At 62.8% G+C, this 15,362-nt stretch carries 18 protein-coding genes and 1 pseudogene; 11 read left to right on the top strand and 8 right to left on the bottom strand.

What is annotated here, in order from left to right; genetic code table 11:
- Nucleotides 1-14: 14 nt before the first annotated feature.
- Together CD58_RS10835 and CD58_RS10830 are read left to right on the top strand one after the other, a co-directional pair.
- A complete protein-coding gene (locus CD58_RS10835) occupies nt 15-977 on the top strand; it encodes an EamA family transporter (RefSeq protein WP_025213020.1) in 963 nt (320 codons plus the stop codon).
- A 191-nt stretch (nt 978-1,168) separates the two neighbouring features.
- Complete coding sequence (locus CD58_RS10830; RefSeq protein ID WP_025213019.1) at nt 1,169-2,029, top strand: CAP domain-containing protein; 861 nt, start codon at nt 1,169-1,171, stop codon at nt 2,027-2,029.
- A 150-nt stretch (nt 2,030-2,179) separates the two neighbouring features.
- On the opposite strand, the gene CD58_RS10825 is transcribed toward CD58_RS10830, so the two are convergent.
- On the bottom strand, nt 2,180-2,713 hold the full coding sequence (locus CD58_RS10825; RefSeq protein ID WP_025213018.1) for a cysteine hydrolase family protein: 534 nt from the start codon (nt 2,711-2,713) through the stop codon (nt 2,180-2,182).
- 40 nt (nt 2,714-2,753) lie between these two features.
- Entirely contained in the window at nt 2,754-4,481 is a 1,728-nt protein-coding gene (gene ggt, locus CD58_RS10820) for a gamma-glutamyltransferase (protein ID WP_025213017.1), read from the bottom strand.
- Nucleotides 4,482-4,641: 160 nt separating this feature from the next.
- On the opposite strand from ggt, the gene CD58_RS10815 reads away from it, so the two are divergent.
- Entirely contained in the window at nt 4,642-5,070 is a 429-nt protein-coding gene (locus CD58_RS10815; RefSeq protein WP_025213016.1) for a GNAT family N-acetyltransferase, read from the top strand.
- A 129-nt stretch (nt 5,071-5,199) separates the two neighbouring features.
- On the opposite strand, the gene CD58_RS10810 is transcribed toward CD58_RS10815, so the two are convergent.
- Entirely contained in the window at nt 5,200-5,550 is a 351-nt protein-coding gene (locus tag CD58_RS10810; protein WP_025213015.1) for a hypothetical protein, read from the bottom strand.
- A gap of 143 nt (nt 5,551-5,693) precedes the next feature.
- On the opposite strand from CD58_RS10810, the gene CD58_RS10805 reads away from it, so the two are divergent.
- The 8 genes from CD58_RS10805 to CD58_RS10770 all read left to right on the top strand — a co-directional run bounded on the left by CD58_RS10805 (nt 5,694) and on the right by CD58_RS10770 (nt 10,024).
- Nucleotides 5,694-5,948: a hypothetical protein gene (locus CD58_RS10805; RefSeq protein WP_025213014.1), complete on the top strand. Its 255-nt coding sequence runs from the start codon at nt 5,694-5,696 to the stop codon at nt 5,946-5,948.
- Nucleotides 5,949-5,950: 2 nt separating this feature from the next.
- Nucleotides 5,951-6,280 (top strand): DUF6388 family protein, encoded by a 330-nt coding sequence (locus tag CD58_RS10800; RefSeq protein ID WP_025213013.1) that lies wholly within the window; start codon nt 5,951-5,953, stop codon nt 6,278-6,280.
- Between the two features lie 273 nt (nt 6,281-6,553).
- Nucleotides 6,554-6,946, top strand: a complete 393-nt coding sequence (gene tusD, locus CD58_RS10795) for a sulfurtransferase complex subunit TusD (RefSeq protein ID WP_025213012.1) — start codon at nt 6,554-6,556, stop codon at nt 6,944-6,946.
- Entirely contained in the window at nt 6,946-7,308 is a 363-nt protein-coding gene (tusC, locus tag CD58_RS10790) for a sulfurtransferase complex subunit TusC (RefSeq protein WP_025213011.1), read from the top strand. The genes tusD and tusC overlap by 1 nt, the downstream gene beginning before the upstream one ends.
- Nucleotides 7,308-7,601, top strand: coding sequence for a sulfurtransferase complex subunit TusB (tusB, locus tag CD58_RS10785; RefSeq protein WP_025213010.1), 294 nt, complete (start codon nt 7,308-7,310; stop codon nt 7,599-7,601). The genes tusC and tusB overlap by 1 nt, the downstream gene beginning before the upstream one ends.
- Complete coding sequence (locus CD58_RS10780; RefSeq protein ID WP_025213009.1) at nt 7,598-7,933, top strand: TusE/DsrC/DsvC family sulfur relay protein; 336 nt, start codon at nt 7,598-7,600, stop codon at nt 7,931-7,933. The genes tusB and CD58_RS10780 overlap by 4 nt, the downstream gene beginning before the upstream one ends.
- Entirely contained in the window at nt 7,930-8,931 is a 1,002-nt protein-coding gene (locus CD58_RS10775) for a glycosyl transferase family protein (protein WP_025213008.1), read from the top strand. The genes CD58_RS10780 and CD58_RS10775 overlap by 4 nt, the downstream gene beginning before the upstream one ends.
- An 88-nt stretch (nt 8,932-9,019) precedes the next feature.
- Nucleotides 9,020-10,024, top strand: a complete 1,005-nt coding sequence (locus CD58_RS10770) for a glutathione S-transferase family protein (RefSeq protein ID WP_025213007.1) — start codon at nt 9,020-9,022, stop codon at nt 10,022-10,024.
- 122 nt (nt 10,025-10,146) lie between these two features.
- Here CD58_RS10770 and cysG read toward each other — a convergent pair whose 3' ends face one another.
- From cysG to lolA, 5 genes and pseudogenes are all read right to left on the bottom strand, one after another.
- A complete protein-coding gene (cysG, locus tag CD58_RS10765) occupies nt 10,147-11,541 on the bottom strand; it encodes a siroheme synthase CysG (RefSeq protein WP_025213006.1) in 1,395 nt (464 codons plus the stop codon).
- Nucleotides 11,542-12,822 carry a serine--tRNA ligase gene (serS, locus tag CD58_RS10760; RefSeq protein WP_025213005.1) on the bottom strand — a complete coding sequence of 427 codons (1,281 nt, stop codon included), beginning with the start codon at nt 12,820-12,822 and terminating at the stop codon, nt 11,542-11,544. It abuts the gene before it with no gap.
- A gap of 15 nt (nt 12,823-12,837) precedes the next feature.
- A complete protein-coding gene (gene crcB / locus CD58_RS10755) occupies nt 12,838-13,212 on the bottom strand; it encodes a fluoride efflux transporter CrcB (protein WP_025213004.1) in 375 nt (124 codons plus the stop codon).
- Nucleotides 13,209-14,533, bottom strand: a pseudogene (locus tag CD58_RS10750) (replication-associated recombination protein A). Before CD58_RS10750 ends, crcB begins: the two are co-directional and overlap by 4 nt.
- A gap of 169 nt (nt 14,534-14,702) precedes the next feature.
- Nucleotides 14,703-15,326, bottom strand: a complete 624-nt coding sequence (gene lolA / locus CD58_RS10745; RefSeq protein WP_014337693.1) for an outer membrane lipoprotein chaperone LolA — start codon at nt 15,324-15,326, stop codon at nt 14,703-14,705.
- Nucleotides 15,327-15,362: the final 36 nt, after the last annotated feature.

The raw sequence follows: 15,362 nt of genomic DNA, 5'->3' as shown, positions 1-15,362 counted from the left end.
TTTGAGACACTGCCATGACTCGCGCCACTGCTGCACCCGACACCCCCGCTCCGTTACCACGCCACCTCGCGGTGCTCGTCCTGCTGTGCATGGGCTGTGCCTTCGCCGGCAATCATGTTGCCGCGCGGGCGGCATTCGACGACGGGGCCGGTGTGCTACTGGCGATCCTGCTGCGCTCGGGTGGAACGCTGCTGGTGTTGGCCGCGATGGTGCTGTGGCAACGCCAAAGCCTGCGTTTGCCGCCCGGTGCGTGGCGTTGGCAGTTGACGCTGGGGCTGTTGATCGGTGCCCAGAGCCTGTGCCTGTACTCCGCCGTGGCGCGGGTGCCGGTGGCGCTGGCCCTGTTGGTGGGCAATGTCTTTCCGATTTTGCTGGCGTTGCTGACCTGGGCACTGGGCGGGCCACGACCAACCGCGCGCACCGCCGCATTGATGGGGATGATCCTGGTGGGGCTGGTGTTCGTATTGGAGGTGCCGGCCCGTTTATCGTCGGAACAGAGCGTCGGCCCGCAATGGCTGTTGGGAGTGGGCCTGGCCTTCTGCGCCGCTTGCGTCTTCGCCTGCGCACTGTGGATCACCGATCACAAGCTGTCCCAGGTGCGCGGTTCGGTGCGCAGCCTGCTGACGATTTTCATTGTCTTCAGCAGCGTCAACCTCGCCGGCCTGACCGGCGCCCTCCCCGGCGGCTTCGACCTGCCGGCCACCAGCAACGGCTGGTTGGCCCTGGCGACGTTGGTGGTGCTCTACGGCACCGGGTTTATCGTGCTGTTCATTTCCGTGCCCCGCCTGGACATGCCGCGCAACGCCCCGGTGATGAACATCGAACCGCTGGCGACCCTGCTGATCGGCTGGCTGGTGCTGGACCAGATGCTCAACCCGGGCCAGGTATTGGGTGGCGTGATTGTGGTGACGGGCATTGTGTTGCTGACTTATCGCAAGGTTGAGCGGGTCAAGGCGCCAGTGGCTGAGCACAGTTGAACTGACTGAACCCCATTGTGGCGAGGGACTTGCGCAGGCCCACAGATAAGTCTTCCTCCACCTGAAACTTGTTTTCAAACCCACAGTCCTACCCCAGCCGTGAAAACCTCGCCCACCCCAGCGATGTGCTTAGCGGCTGATCGGCGCCAAGCCTGGCGCTAAAGCAACTCCCCTCCTGAGCCGTTCGCCCCATGCGCCACACTGTTCGCTCTTGCCGTCTCGCTTCGCTTTGCCTTGTCACCTTGCTTCCTGTGTTCGCCAGCCCCGCCCATGCCCGGGGCGAAGGGCAATTGGTGGGCGCGATCAATGACTATCGCCGCCAACCCCACCGCTGTGAATGGCGCACAGTGCGCGCCGTGCCGCCCTTGGTGCTGCGCTCGAGCCTGGCCTTGCCGATCGGCTTTCGTGGGGGTTTGCGGGACACCTTGAAGGACTCCGGCTATCAAGCCCAGGCCGTACGTAGCATCCGCCTGACGGATGCGCGAGACGCCGAAGAAGCCTTCGAGATGCTGGCAGACGAACACTGCTCGGCGCTGTTGGACAACCAGTACACCGATATTGGCGTCAATCGGGTCGGTGATGAATGGCGCGTGGTGCTGGCACAACCCATGGGCGGTGGCCGGGTCAACGATGCGGCCTCCGCAGACAAGAGCTTGCTGGCCCAGGTCAACGCCGCCCGAGCCCGCTCCAGGATGTGTGGCCGCCAGCGCTTTGCCGCCGCCCGGCCGCTGAGTTGGAACGCCGCCCTCGGGACAGCGGCCCAGGGGCACAGCCGGGCGATGGCCCGAGGCAATTATTTCGCCCACCAGGACCCCGACGGCCGCTCCGTCGCCGACCGCGCCAAAAGCGCCGGTTTCCGTGGGCGCAAGATCGGCGAAAACATCGCCGCCGGACAAGGCTCCCCGAACAAGGCCATGCAAGACTGGTTGGCCAGCCCCGGACACTGCGCCAACCTGATGAACCCGATGTTCACCCAAATGGGCGCGGCGTATGCCAACGACTCGCGCAGTGATGCGGGGGTTTACTGGACGATGGTGTTTGGCGCGCCTTGATCAGCCGCCACCGATGGTGAGCCATGTGATGTTGTGGCGAGGGAGCTTGCTCCCGCTGGGTTGCGAAGCGACCCTTGGTTCTTTGCGATTGCTGCGCAATCGAGCGGGAGCAAGCTCCCTCGCCACAGTTTTATCGCACCGATGCCCCAGCTACAGGCGCACCTCCCCCGCCGGCACAATATCGATCCGCGACACCGCACTGCTCAAGCGCCCCAGCCGGTTGTTGTGGTTGGCGATGATCTGCTCGGCGGCCATGCTGCCGTTGGCCACCGTGGAGTGAGCGTCGGCAGCCAGGACCACGTCATAGCCCAGGGCATGGGCCTGGCGCACGGTGGCGTTGATGCAATAGTCGGTTTGCAGCCCGCAGATCACCAGGCGGTCGATGCCGCGAGCTTGCAACAACGAGAGCAGATCGGTCTGGTAGAAGGCGTCCGGCGTGGTCTTGCGCACCCGCAGGTCATCCGCAGCGATCAGCAGATCGTCGGCCAGTTGCCAGGCGGCAGAGCCATGGGTCAGCGAGCCTTCCAGCTCTTCGTGCTGGACCAGGATCACCGTCAAGCCCAAGGCCCTGACCTTCGCACTGAGGTCGTTGATGGTCCGGATGACGCGCTGGATGTCGAAGCATTCTTCTTCGCCGCTGCACAGCCCTTTCTGGACATCGATGATCAGCAATGCGGTGTTCATGACTTTCCCTCTTCAAACGGTGTTGAATGCTCGCAGTCCATTAATAACCCAGCGACAACCCGGTATTGCGACGGGGGTCGTTAGCGCCATAGAAGCGGTTCTTGCCCACCGGCTTGCCACCCAATGATGGGGCGCCCACCAGGATCGCGGCAATATGGTTGGGGTCCTGCGGGCCAGCAAACTTGTGGCCCCAGCTCTCCAACAGTTTCTGGGTATCCGGGCTGGCCGCGAAGGTTTCCAGATTGGTTTCCTCGGGCATCCACTGCTGGTGGAAACGCGGCGCATCGACGGCTTCCTGCAGGTTCATGCCGTAGTCGATCACGTTGAGGATGGTCAGCAAGGTCGCCGTGATGATGCGGCTGCCGCCCGGGGTCCCCACCACCATCACCGTCTTGCCGTCCTTGGTGACAATGGTCGGGCTCATGGATGACAGCGGCGCCTTGCCCGGCGCGATGGCGTTGGCTTCGCCCTGCACCAGGCCGTACATGTTGGGCACACCGATCTTGGCGGTGAAATCGTCCATTTCATCGTTGAGAATGACCCCGGTCTTGCTCGCCATGACGCCGGCACCGAACCAATCGTTGAGGGTGTAGGTGACGGAAACGGCGTTACCCCATTGATCGACGATGGAGTAATGGGTGGTGTTGCTGCCCTCGTGGGGCGCCACGCCAGGTTTGATTTTCTGCGACTCACCGGCCTTTTGCGGCTCGATCGCGGCCCGCAGTTTGGCGGCGTAGTTTTTATCCAACAGGTGGTCGATGGGGTTCTGCACAAAATCCGGATCACCCAGGTAGCTGTTGCGGTCCACGTAGGCGTGGCGCATGGCTTCGATCTGATAGTGCATGCCCTGGGCCGAATGGAAGCCCAGGTCCTTCATTGGATAACCATCAAGGATGTTCATGATCTGGCACAGCACCACCCCGCCGGAACTGGGTGGCGGTGCCGAAATGATGTGGTAGCCGCGATAGTCACATTCCACCGGGGCCAGTTCCCGGGTCTTGTATTTGTCCAGGTCGGCCTGGGTGATGATGCCTTTGTTGGCCTGGCTGGAGGTGACGAGGGCATCGGCCACCCAACCTTTATAGAAGCCATCGGCACCCTTGGTGGAGATTTCACGCAAGGTCTTGGCGAGGTCTTTTTGCACCAGCTTCTGGCCGACCTGCATCGGCTCGCCGTTGTGCAGGAAGATCGCGCCGGAATCGCGCGTGTCCTTCTTGAACACATCGGTGGCGGTTTCCAGCAGATCGACATCGCCCTGCTCCAGGGTGAAGCCGTCCTCGGCGAACCGGATGGCCGGGGCGATCAGCTCGGCCCGGGGTTTGCTGCCGTACTTCTGCAACGCCAGCTCCATGCCGGAGACGGTACCGGGCACACCTACCGCCAGGTGCCCGCGGGTGCTGAGTTCGGGAACGACATTGCCGTCCTTGTCCAGGTACATGTCGGCCGTGGCGGCCAGGGGCGCCTTTTCACGAAAATCCAGGAAGGTCTTGCGGCCATCGGCCAGTTGCAGCGTCATGAAGCCACCGCCGCCCAGGTTCCCCGCCGCCGGGTACACCACCGCCAGTGCATACCCCACGGCCACCGCCGCATCCACGGCATTGCCGCCGTTCTTGAGCACGTCGACACCCACGTGGGTCGCCAGGTGCTGGGCAGTGACCACCATGCCGTTCTCGGCGGCGACCGGCGCCTGGGAGGCAGCCTGGGCATACAAACAACCGAGGGTCAGGGAGGTGGCGACGAGTACCCGCGCAAAGGATTCGAACTTCATGAGTCGGTCTCTTCTTGTTTTAAAGGGGGATCGCATCAAGAGCATTAGGCAGTATGGCCCGGTTTACGTAATGCGCCTGTTTCCTGACAGCCGGGTGACTTCAGGTTTCCCTTTGCGATAGGCTCGGCGGCTCATCCATACATGCATAAGGACATCGCCGATGACGCTGCGAATCGAACGCACGGACGCCCCGACCGACGAAGAGCGCCAAGCCATCCTCGCCCCGCTACGCGCCTACAACACCGCCAAGACCGGCGGAACAACGCCTGAACTGGTCGCCTGGCTGGTGCGCGACGAACACAGCAACGAGATCGTGGGCGGGCTCTACGGACGAGTGTTTTTCCGTTGGTTTTATATCGAGTTGCTGGTGGTGCCGGAACAGGCGCGAGGCCAAGGCACGGGTTCGGCGTTGATGCAGAAGGTCGAAGACCTGGCCAGGGAGAAAAACTGCGTGGGCATCTGGCTGGACACTTTCGACTTCCAGGCGCCGGCGTTCTACAGGAAGCACGGTTTCACGGAAATCGGCCAGATCGACGACTACCCGCCAGGCCACCAGCACTTCTTTTTCCAGAAGCGCCTGGACACCTGAAGCACAACCCCTGTGGGAGCGGGCTTGCTCGCGAAGACGGCTTAACATTCAACATCGATGTCGATTGACCCGCCGCTTTCGCGAGCAAGCCCGCTCCCACATAGGATCCGGGTGTCAGGTGCGATCCGTTTACAGACAAGTCGCCAACGCCGCCAACCGACGCTTGGCCACGAAGTCGTCATGCTTGGCGTAATAATTCAACGCGGTGCCTGTCGCACCGGCTTCCAAATCGACAAAGGATTCAGCAGAGCGCGTGTAAACCGTCGATCCGCCCTTCTTGCCCGGTTGCAGGTAAGCGCCGGCATCGACGCCGAACACCGCTTCGTCCTGCCAGGAAAACTGTATGCACTGGGCCACGACCTGTTCGGGCTTGTCCGAAGTCATCGTCTTGTAAGGGGCTTGAGTCCGGGCCTGGTTCATCGCCGAACCCGCGCAGCCGGCCAGCAAGGTGGCGGCCAGGGCCACCGTCAACATACGCATCGCGTTCACTCATCGAGAAAAAAACGGACTTTAGCACTGCGGCCCCCGCCTTCGTGCTGCTTTACTGAAATTTACACGCGACATCGGCCAACGATTCGCGCACCCTGTCGCGCCATTGCCACCAGCCATCGCGGAACGCCCCCATGACACCCAACGCCGAGTTCTACAAACCCACCGCCGAATATGCCGACAAACTGATCAGCCAGATCGGCCAGACGCCGGCCTGGATCGCCAAACGAATCGGCGTCACCGACAAGCGGATTCGCTACATCCTCGACGGCGAACGCACCGTCAAGGGCGAAACCACGCCGATCCAGATGACCTACACCGAACAATTCGCCCTCGAATGCCTGGCGGCTGCGGCCAAGGCCAGCAAGAAGCAGTCACCCAAGGAGTAACCATGGCGGCAACCGGACAGCAACACGAACAGGCCCTGGAAAAATTCCTCGATGAGCGCCCCGCGCTGCGCGTCGAGCTGGACAACCTCAACCCGCTGCTGGCCCAGGCCAAGGGCGAGACCGCGGCGCAGTACCGCGCCGAACGCTTGCATGAAGCGTTCGAAGCCGAGGCCGAGCGCCTGGGCCTGTTCGCCTGGGAACTGACCCTGCAACTGACCGCCGCCTCGCCCCAGGACTACCAGGCCCAGCGCCTGGAAGTGCACAGGGAAGTGGCGGAGATGGCGGGGATGGAGTGGGTGGAATATTGCGAGTTGCATGGGCTCAAGCAGTAGCTCGAATGGATTGAATACCACCTGTGGCGAGGGGATTTATCCCCGCTGGGCTGCGAAGCGGCCCCTCTTTCGCCACCGAGGCCTGTCTGATACACCGCGTTGGCGGGTCAAGGGACTGCTTCGCAGCCCAGCGGGGATAAATCCCCTCGCCACAAGATGAATCCCCTCGCCACAAAGTATCCAAAGCATGCCCCTTTGTGTTGAATCTCCTGGCAATCGCCCCACCGCCCATAAAGCTTTATCATGGCCGCAGTTTTGCTGATCGGGTCTGTCATGAAGTTCGCCATCGCGCTGTTTTCCGCCGCCCATGCGCCCTCCTCGCGCCGTGCCTTGCTGTTTGCCCAGGCCGCGCTGGCCGGTGGGCATGAAATCGTGCGGCTGTTTTTCTATCAGGACGGCGTCTACAACGCCTGCGCCAGTGTCGTCACGCCCCAGGACGAACATGACCTCCCCCAGCAGTGGCGAACCTTTGTCAGCGACAACCAGCTCGACGGTGTGGTCTGCATCGCGGCGGCGTTGCGCCGTGGCGTGTTGAACGAGGAAGAGGCCCAGCGCTACCAGCGTTCGGCGGTCAGCGTCGACGCCCCTTGGGCCTTGTCCGGGCTGGGCCAGTTGCACGATGCGATCCAGGACGCCGACCGCTTGATCTGTTTTGGAGGCGCGTGATGGCCAAGTCTTTATTGCTGATCAGCCGCCAGGCCCCCTGGTCCGGCCCCGGCGCCCGTGAAGCGCTGGACATCGTCCTGGCCGGCGGCGCGTTCGACCTGCCCATCGGCCTGCTGTTTCTCGATGATGGGGTGTTCCAGCTGACGAGCGGCCAGAACGCCAAGGCCGTCCAGCAAAAGGACCTGAGCGCGAACTTGCAGGCATTGCCGATGTTTGGCGTCGACGACCTGTTTGTCTGCGCCGACAGCGCCGCCGAACGCGGTGTCACCCTCGACACCCTGGCGCTGGCCGACATGAAAGCACTGAGCGCGCCGCAAATCGCCGCGCTCATCGACCGTTACGACCAAGTGATCACCCTCTGATGTCGACTTTGCATGTGTTGTCTCATTCGCCCTTCGGCGATAACCGTCTCGCCAGTTGCCTGCGGGTACTGGGCGACCAGGATGCGCTGCTGCTCTGCGGCGACGCGACGTACGCGTTGCAACCGGGCAGTTCACCGTTTGAACAGCTGCAGGCCACCGGCCTGAATCTGTTCGTGCTCGCCGAAGATCTCCAGGCCCGCGGCCTGGACACCCCAGACTGGGCCGAAGCCATCAACTACTCAGGTTTCGTCGAGCTATCGATCGAGCACGACAAGGTCAACACCTGGCTATGAACACGCTGAACCTGGGCGAGCGCACCATCGCGCTGGACAAGGACGGCTACCTGGCCGACCTGGAGGACTGGTCGGCCGACGTCGCCACGGCCCTGGCCGCCGCCGAAGACATCGAGTTGAGCCCCGAACACTGGGAGATCCTCGAATTGCTGCGCGGCTTTTACCATGAATTCCAGCTTTCCCCCGCGACCCGGCCGCTGATCAAGTACACCGCGCTGAAACTGGGCGCGGACAAGGGCAACAGCCTGCACCTGAACCGATTGTTCAAAGGCACTCCCGCCAAACTCGCCGCCAAGCTGGCGGGCCTGCCCAAACCGACGAATTGCTTATGACCGACTTCCCATCGCTGACCCTGGAAACCCCGGCCGAACATCCGTTCGCTCAATTCGTGCGCATCCTGGGCAAAGGCAAGCGCGGCGCCCGCAACCTGACCCGCGAAGAAGCCCGCGAGGCCATGGGCATGGTGCTGGACGAAAAGGTCGAGGAGACCCAGCTCGGCGCCTTCCTGATGCTGTTGCGGCACAAGGAAGAAAGCGCCGAGGAAATGGCCGGCTTCACCGAAGCCCTGCGTGAACGCCTGGTGGTCCCGGCGCTGACGGTGGACCTCGACTGGCCAACCTACGCCGGCAAGAAGCGCCATTTGCCGTGGTACCTGCTGGCGGCCAAGTGCCTTGGGCAAAACGGCGTGCGGATTTTCATGCACGGCGGCGGCGCCCACACGGCGGGCCGGCTCTACACCGAACAACTGTTGGCGTTTTTGCAAATCCCGCTCTGCCGCGACTGGCAGCAGGTCGGCAGCGCGCTGGACAACGGTGGCCTGGCCTTCATGCCGCTGGTGGACTGGGCACCGCAGATGCAACGGATGATCGACCTGCGCAACACCCTGGGCCTGCGCTCGCCGATCCACTCGCTGGCGCGGATTCTCAATCCGCTGGGCGCCCGCTGTGGGCTGCAGAGCATTTTCCATCCGGGCTACCAGGCGGTGCATCGCGATGCCAGCGGCTTGCTGGGCGACACCGCCATCGTGATCAAGGGCGACGGCGGCGAGATCGAGATCAACCCGGACGCCGACAGTCACCTGTACGGCACCACCGGCGGCGTCAGCTGGGACGAAGAATGGCCGCGCCTGGCCGAGCAGCGTCACGTCAAACCGGAAAGCCTCGACCCTGAACATCTCAAAGCCATTTGGCGCGGTGATGTGGAGGACAGCTACCCGCAACTGGCGCTGATCGCCACCATGGCCCTGGCCTTGCGCGGCCTGGGCCTGTCTCGCGAAGAAGCCTTCGATCGCGCCCGGCAGTATTGGGCGGCCCGGGACCGTTCGATTTAACCGATCATTAGCGCCTAACCTTTGCGCTTTTTGTTCGAACCTATCGGAATAGACTCGTCTCCAACGTTTATTGGCCGAGGAGATCGAGATGGGTTTGTTAGTCGAAGGCCGCTGGCAGGATCAGTGGTATGAAAGCAAGGACGGCACGTTCCAGCGCGAACAGGCGCAACGCCGTCACTGGGTCACCGCCGACGGCAGCGCCGGCCCCACGGGCGAGAGCGGGTTTGCCGCCGAGGCCGGGCGCTACCATTTGTATGTGTCCCTGGCTTGCCCCTGGGCCCACCGCACGCTGATTTTCCGCAAGCTCAAAGGCCTGGAAGACCTGATCGATGTCTCGGTGGTCAGCTACCTGATGCTGGAAAACGGCTGGACCTTCGACAAGGCCCACGGCTCCACCGGCGACAAACTCGACAACCTGAGCTTCCTGCACCAGCGCTACACCGCCGACACCGCCGACTACACCGGCCGCGTCACCGTGCCAGCGCTGTGGGACAAACGCCAACAGCGCATCGTCAACAACGAATCGGCGGAAATCATCCGCATGTTCAACAGCGCCTTCGATGGTTTGACTGGCAACGACTTGGACCTGTATCCCGAGCATCTGCGCCGCGATATCGATGCCTTGAACGAGCGGATCTACCCGGCGGTGAACAACGGTGTGTACCGTGCTGGATTCGCCACGACCCAAGCGGCGTACGAAGAAGCGTTCGATGGGCTGTTTGCCGAGCTGGACCGACTGGAGGCTTTGCTGAATACCCGGCGCTACCTGGCCGGCGAATACCTGACTGAAGCTGATATCCGCCTGTTCACCACGATCATCCGTTTCGATGCGGTGTATTTCGGCCACTTCAAATGCAACCTGCGGCGCATCGCCGATTACCCGAACCTGTCGAATTGGTTGCGGGAGTTGTATCAGTGGCCGGGCATTGCCGAGACCGTGGATTTCACGCATATCCAGGGTCATTACTATGGCAGCCACAAGACCATCAACCCCAATGGGATCGTGCCCAAGGGGCCGAAGCAGGATTTCATGGTTGCCCATGATCGGGAAAGGTTGAGTGGGAAAGGGATTTGGCTAGGGGCCCGAGACTGATTCCGAGCGTGTGCTGAATATACGGGCCTCATCGCGAGCAAGCTCGCTCCCACAGGTTTTGTGCTCACTGGAGAGCGAGTGTGGGAGCGAGCTTACCCGCGATTGGGCGCGACGCAGTCTTCCTAGACCTGCCCCTGAGCCCCTTCAAACCAGGCCAATTTCTCGCGCAGTTGTACCACTTCCCCAACGATCACCAGCGTTGGCGCATGAACTTCATGCTCAGCCACCAGCCGTGGCAAGTCCGCCAGGGTGCCGGTGAAGACCCGCTGGTTCGACGTCGTGCCCTGCTGGATCAACGCCGCCGGCGTATCCGCCGCGCGACCGTGCTTGATCAGCTCGTCGCAGATCACCGGCAGCCCCACCAACCCCATGTAGAACACCAGGGTCTGGGCGGGCGAAACCAGGTCCGCCCACGGCAAGTCACTGGTGCCATCCTTGAGATGGCCGGTGATGAAACGCACCGACTGGGCATAGTCGCGATGGGTCAGCGGGATCCCGGCGTAGGCCGCGCAACCACTGGCCGCCGTGATACCCGGGACGACCTGGAACGGGATGCCGTGGGCCGCCAGCTCTTCGATCTCTTCACCGCCGCGACCGAAGATGAACGGATCACCGCCTTTCAATCGCACCACGCGCTTGCCCTGTCGGGCCAAGTCCACCAATTGCTGGTTGATCTGGTCCTGGGGCACGGCGTGTTCGGAGCGGCGCTTGCCGACGTAGATCCGCTCGGCATCACGCCGGCACAGTTCCAGGATCGCCGGTGCCACCAGGCGGTCGTACAGCACCACGTCGGCCTGCTGCATCAGGCGCAGGGCGCGGAAGGTCAGCAGGTCAGGGTCACCCGGCCCGGCGCCCACCAGGTAAACCTCACCCGGCGCGTTCGGCGCCTGACCGGCGATTTTCTCCTGCAACAGCCGCTCGGCCTCGGCGCCCTGCCCGGCCAACTGACGGTCGGCGATGGGCCCCTGGAACACCTCTTCCCAGAATGCGCGGCGCTGCTGCACATCCGGGAACAGGCCTTTGACCTGGCTGCGAAAACGCGCCGCCAGCCCGGCCAGTTGCCCGTAGGTCGAAGGAATCCAGGTTTCCAGCTTGGCCCGGATCAGCCGCGCCAGCACTGGTGCGTCGCCGCCACTGGACACCGCGATCACCAGGGGCGAGCGGTCGACAATCGCCGGGAAGATCACGCTGCACAGCGCCGGCGCGTCCACCACGTTGACCGGCACGCAGCGCTTATGGGCGTCGGCGGATACCTGGGCGTTGAGAGGTTCGTCGTCGGTGGCGGCAATGATCAGGCCGCAGCCGTCCAGGTCGGCTTCCTGGTAACCACGCAGGACGCATTCGCCACCGCTGCCACCGACCAATTCCCGCAACTGCGGCTCGATCTCCGGCGCGACCACCCGCAGCAACGCGCCGGCATCGACCAGCAGGCGGGACTTGCGCAAGGCAATCTCCCCGCCGCCAACCACCAGCACGCGGCTACCGCGCAGGTTGTGGAACAGCGGCAAATAGTCCATTTAACCGATGACCTCGATGCCGCCCATGTACGGTTTCAACACCTCAGGCACGCGGATCGAACCGTCGGCCTGCTGGTAGTTTTCCAACACTGCCACCAGGGTCCGGCCCACCGCCAGGCCCGAGCCATTGAGAGTGTGGACCAGTTCCGGCTTGCCGGTTTCCGGGTTGCGGAAACGCGCCTGCATGCGACGGGCCTGGAAGTCGCCGCAGTTGGAACACGAGGAAATCTCGCGGTACTTGTCCTGGCTCGGAATCCAGACTTCCAGGTCGTAGGTCTTGACTGCGCTAAAGCCCATGTCGCCTGTGCACAGGGCCAGCGTGCGGTACGGCAGCTCCAGCAGTTGCAGGACCTTCTCGGCGTTGGCGGTCAGGCTTTCCAGCGCTTCCATGGATTTCGACGGCTCGACAATCTGGACCATCTCAACCTTATCGAACTGGTGCTGGCGGATCATGCCGCGGGTATCACGGCCCGACGCCCCGGCTTCACTGCGGAAGCACGGCGTGTGGGCGACGAACTTGATCGGCAGCTGCTTGGCGTCGACGATTTCGCCGGCCACGATGTTGGTCAGCGACACTTCGGCGGTCGGGATCAGGTACAGGTCAGCCTCGCCGTCGCGGCTGATCTTGAACAGGTCCTCCTCGAACTTCGGCAACTGGCCGGTGCCTTGCAACGCCGGGGCCTGGACCAGGTACGGCGTGTAGGCTTCTTCGTAGCCGTGTTCGGTGACGTGCAGGTTGATCATGAACTGCGCCAGGGCGCGATGCAGACGGGCAATCGGCCCGCGCAGCAGGGCGAAACGGGCACCCGACAGCTTGGCGGCGGTTTCGAAATCCAACCAACCGAATTTCTCGCCCAGGGCCACGTGGTCCTGAACCGGGAAATCGAAGGTTGTCGGCGTGCCCCAACGGCGCACTTCAACGTTGCCGTCTTCGTCTTCCCCGACCGGCACCGATTCGTGAGGCAGGTTCGGGATGCCCAGCAGGATCGAATCCAACTCGGTCTGGATCGCGTCCAGCTCGACCTTGCCCGCGCTCAATTCGCCCGCCATGCGCTCGACATCGGCCATCAACGGCGCGATGTCTTCGCCGCGCTGCTTGGCCTGGCCGATGGACTTGGAGCGTGCGTTACGTTCAGCCTGCAGGGCTTCGGTGCGGGTCTGGACGGTCTTGCGCTGTTCTTCCAGCGCTTCGATGCGCGCGACGTCCAGGGCAAAGCCACGGGATGCCAGGCGGTCCGCTACGTCCTGAAGGTTGCTACGTAACAGTTTGGAATCGAGCATGTCGGTCTCTCGTTATCAAAGTTTGGTCAGGGACAGGCCGGCCCAGGTGGCGAGCAGCCCGCCGAATACGCTGATGGCCGCATAGCCCAGGGCCAGCGGCACCTGCCCGCTTTCCAGCAGGCGCACCGTATCCAGTGAAAAGGATGAAAAAGTCGTCAGGCCGCCGAGAAAGCCGACCATCAGGCCCGCACGGACCTCGATGGGCACTTCCGGGCGCATCAAAAACAGACCGTATAGAACGCCGATCAGCAGACAGCCCACGATATTAACGGCCAGCGTCGCGGTATAGAAGTGCCGGGGCCAATTTGCGTTGATCCAGTTGCCCGTGGCGAAACGCAACAATGTACCGGCCACGCCGCCGGCGGAAACTGCGAGGATCAAGGGGATCAAGGTTTTCTCCGCTGCCGTGGACTCAAGCGGTCCAGTTGTGCCAAGTGGTTGAGCTTCTCGCCGATCTTCAGCTCCAGGCCACGGGGCACCGGCTGATAGAACCGTTGGGGTTCGAGTTCGTCAGGAAAATAGTCTTCGCCGGCGGCATAGGCGTCCGGCTCGTCGTGGGCGTAACGGTATTCATCGCCATAGCCCAACTGCTTCATGAGCTTGGTCGGCGCGTTGCGCAGGTGCAACGGCACTTCGAGGGAACCGTGCTCGGTGGCGCTGCGCATCGCCGCCTTGAAGCCCATGTACACGGCGTTGCTCTTCGGCGCGCAGGCCAGGTAAGTGATCGCCTGGGCCACGGCGAGTTCACCTTCCGGGCTGCCGAGGCGCTCCTGCACGTCCCAGGCCGCCAGGCACAGGCTCAGGGCCCGGGGGTCGGCATTGCCAATGTCTTCGCTGGCCATGCGCACCACCCGCCGCGCCAGGTACAACGGATCGCACCCGCCGTCGATCATGCGCGCAAACCAGTACAAGGCAGCATCGGGGTTGGAGCCGCGGATGGATTTGTGCAGCGCCGAAATCTGGTCGTAGAACGCTTCGCCGCCCTTGTCGAAGCGTCGACGGGTATCCCCCAGCAGGCTTTGCAACAGCTCGACGTCGATCTCGCTGTTGTCTTCGGCCAGGTCCGAGGCGTTTTCCAGCAGGTTGAGCAAACGCCGGCCATCACCATCGGCGGCTGAAAACAGGATCTGGAACCCTTCATCGCTAAGACTCAGCTGGCGCTTGCCCAGGCCACGCTCTTCGGTGAGCGCCCGGTGCACCAGCTTGCGCATCGCCGTCTCGTCGAGGCTCTTGAGTACATAGACCCGCGCCCGGGACAGCAAGGCGTTATTGAGTTCGAAGGAAGGGTTTTCGGTGGTCGCGCCGATGAAAATCAGCGTGCCGTCTTCGACGTAGGGCAGGAACGCGTCCTGCTGCGACTTGTTGAAGCGGTGCACTTCGTCGACGAACAGGATGGTCCGCTTGCCGTACTGCCCGGCCTGCTGCTTGGCCACTTCCACCGCCTGGCGGATTTCCTTGACCCCGGCCAGTACCGCCGAAACCGTTTCGAAATGCGCGTCCGAGACTTCCGCCAGCAATCGCGCCAGGGTGGTCTTGCCCACGCCCGGCGGCCCCAAAAAATCATCGAGTGCAAGGCACCCTGCTCCAAGGCTTCGCGCAAAGGCTTGCCGCGAGCGAGCACATGCTCCTGGCCGACGTACTCATCCAGGTTGGTCGCGCGCAAGCGGGCGGCCAATGGCTGGGCAATCGGGGCGCTTCGAAACAGGTCCATGATTACTTACAAAACCTCCGCTGGGTCCTGTTGCCGACTCTATTGAACACTACAGCACCCTGTGGGAGCGAGCTTGCTCGCGATGGCGTCGGATCAGTCGAAATAGATGTGACTGACCCACCGCTATCGCGAGCAAGCTCGCTCCCACATTAGGTTCTGAGATGCCCCGTTATTCCTGGATCACATCGGCACCCTTGGGGATGTCGAACTTGAACTTGGACGCGGCGATCGGCTCGTTGGCCTTGACCCCGGTGAACAGGATATTGGTGCGCTGGCCGACGCTGTCGATCAGTTGCATGTCGTTGACCAGGCCGTTGCGGAACGACAGGCGCAGGCTGTCGAACAGACTGTCCTTGGTCTTGGGCTTAAGGGTGAAGTCAATCACGCCCCCGGCCTCCTTGGAGGTGATCTCGAAGCTCTGGCTGATCTCGGAGATGTCGCCGGAGAGCAGCAACGCCGGCGTCTGGGTCAGGCGATGGTCGAGGGTCTTGATAGTCACCTGTTCCAGGTCCGGGTCCCACAGGGAGACTTTCTTGCCATCGGAGACCATCAGTTGTTCGGCTGGCGCATCGGTGTGCCAGTAGAACAGGCCTGGACGCTGCAGGGCCATGTCGCCGGCGGTTTCCTGCAATTGGGTACCACTGCCATCGAGGGTCAACTGGGAGAAACGTGCCGTCAGGGTCTGGGAGCCCCCCAGCAATTGGGTCAGGCGGGCCACATCCTTTTCGCCGGCGTGGGCCGACAAAGTAGACAAGGCCAGTACGGGCAACAGCAACATGCGAATCAGGCGCATGGGAATCCTCATGAAGTCGTGGGGATCGAGCGACCT

The sequence above is a fragment of the Pseudomonas brassicacearum genome (assembly GCF_000585995.1).
Classification (GTDB): domain Bacteria; phylum Pseudomonadota; class Gammaproteobacteria; order Pseudomonadales; family Pseudomonadaceae; genus Aquipseudomonas; species Aquipseudomonas brassicacearum_A.
This window is presented reverse-complemented; position numbering and strand designations above follow the sequence as displayed.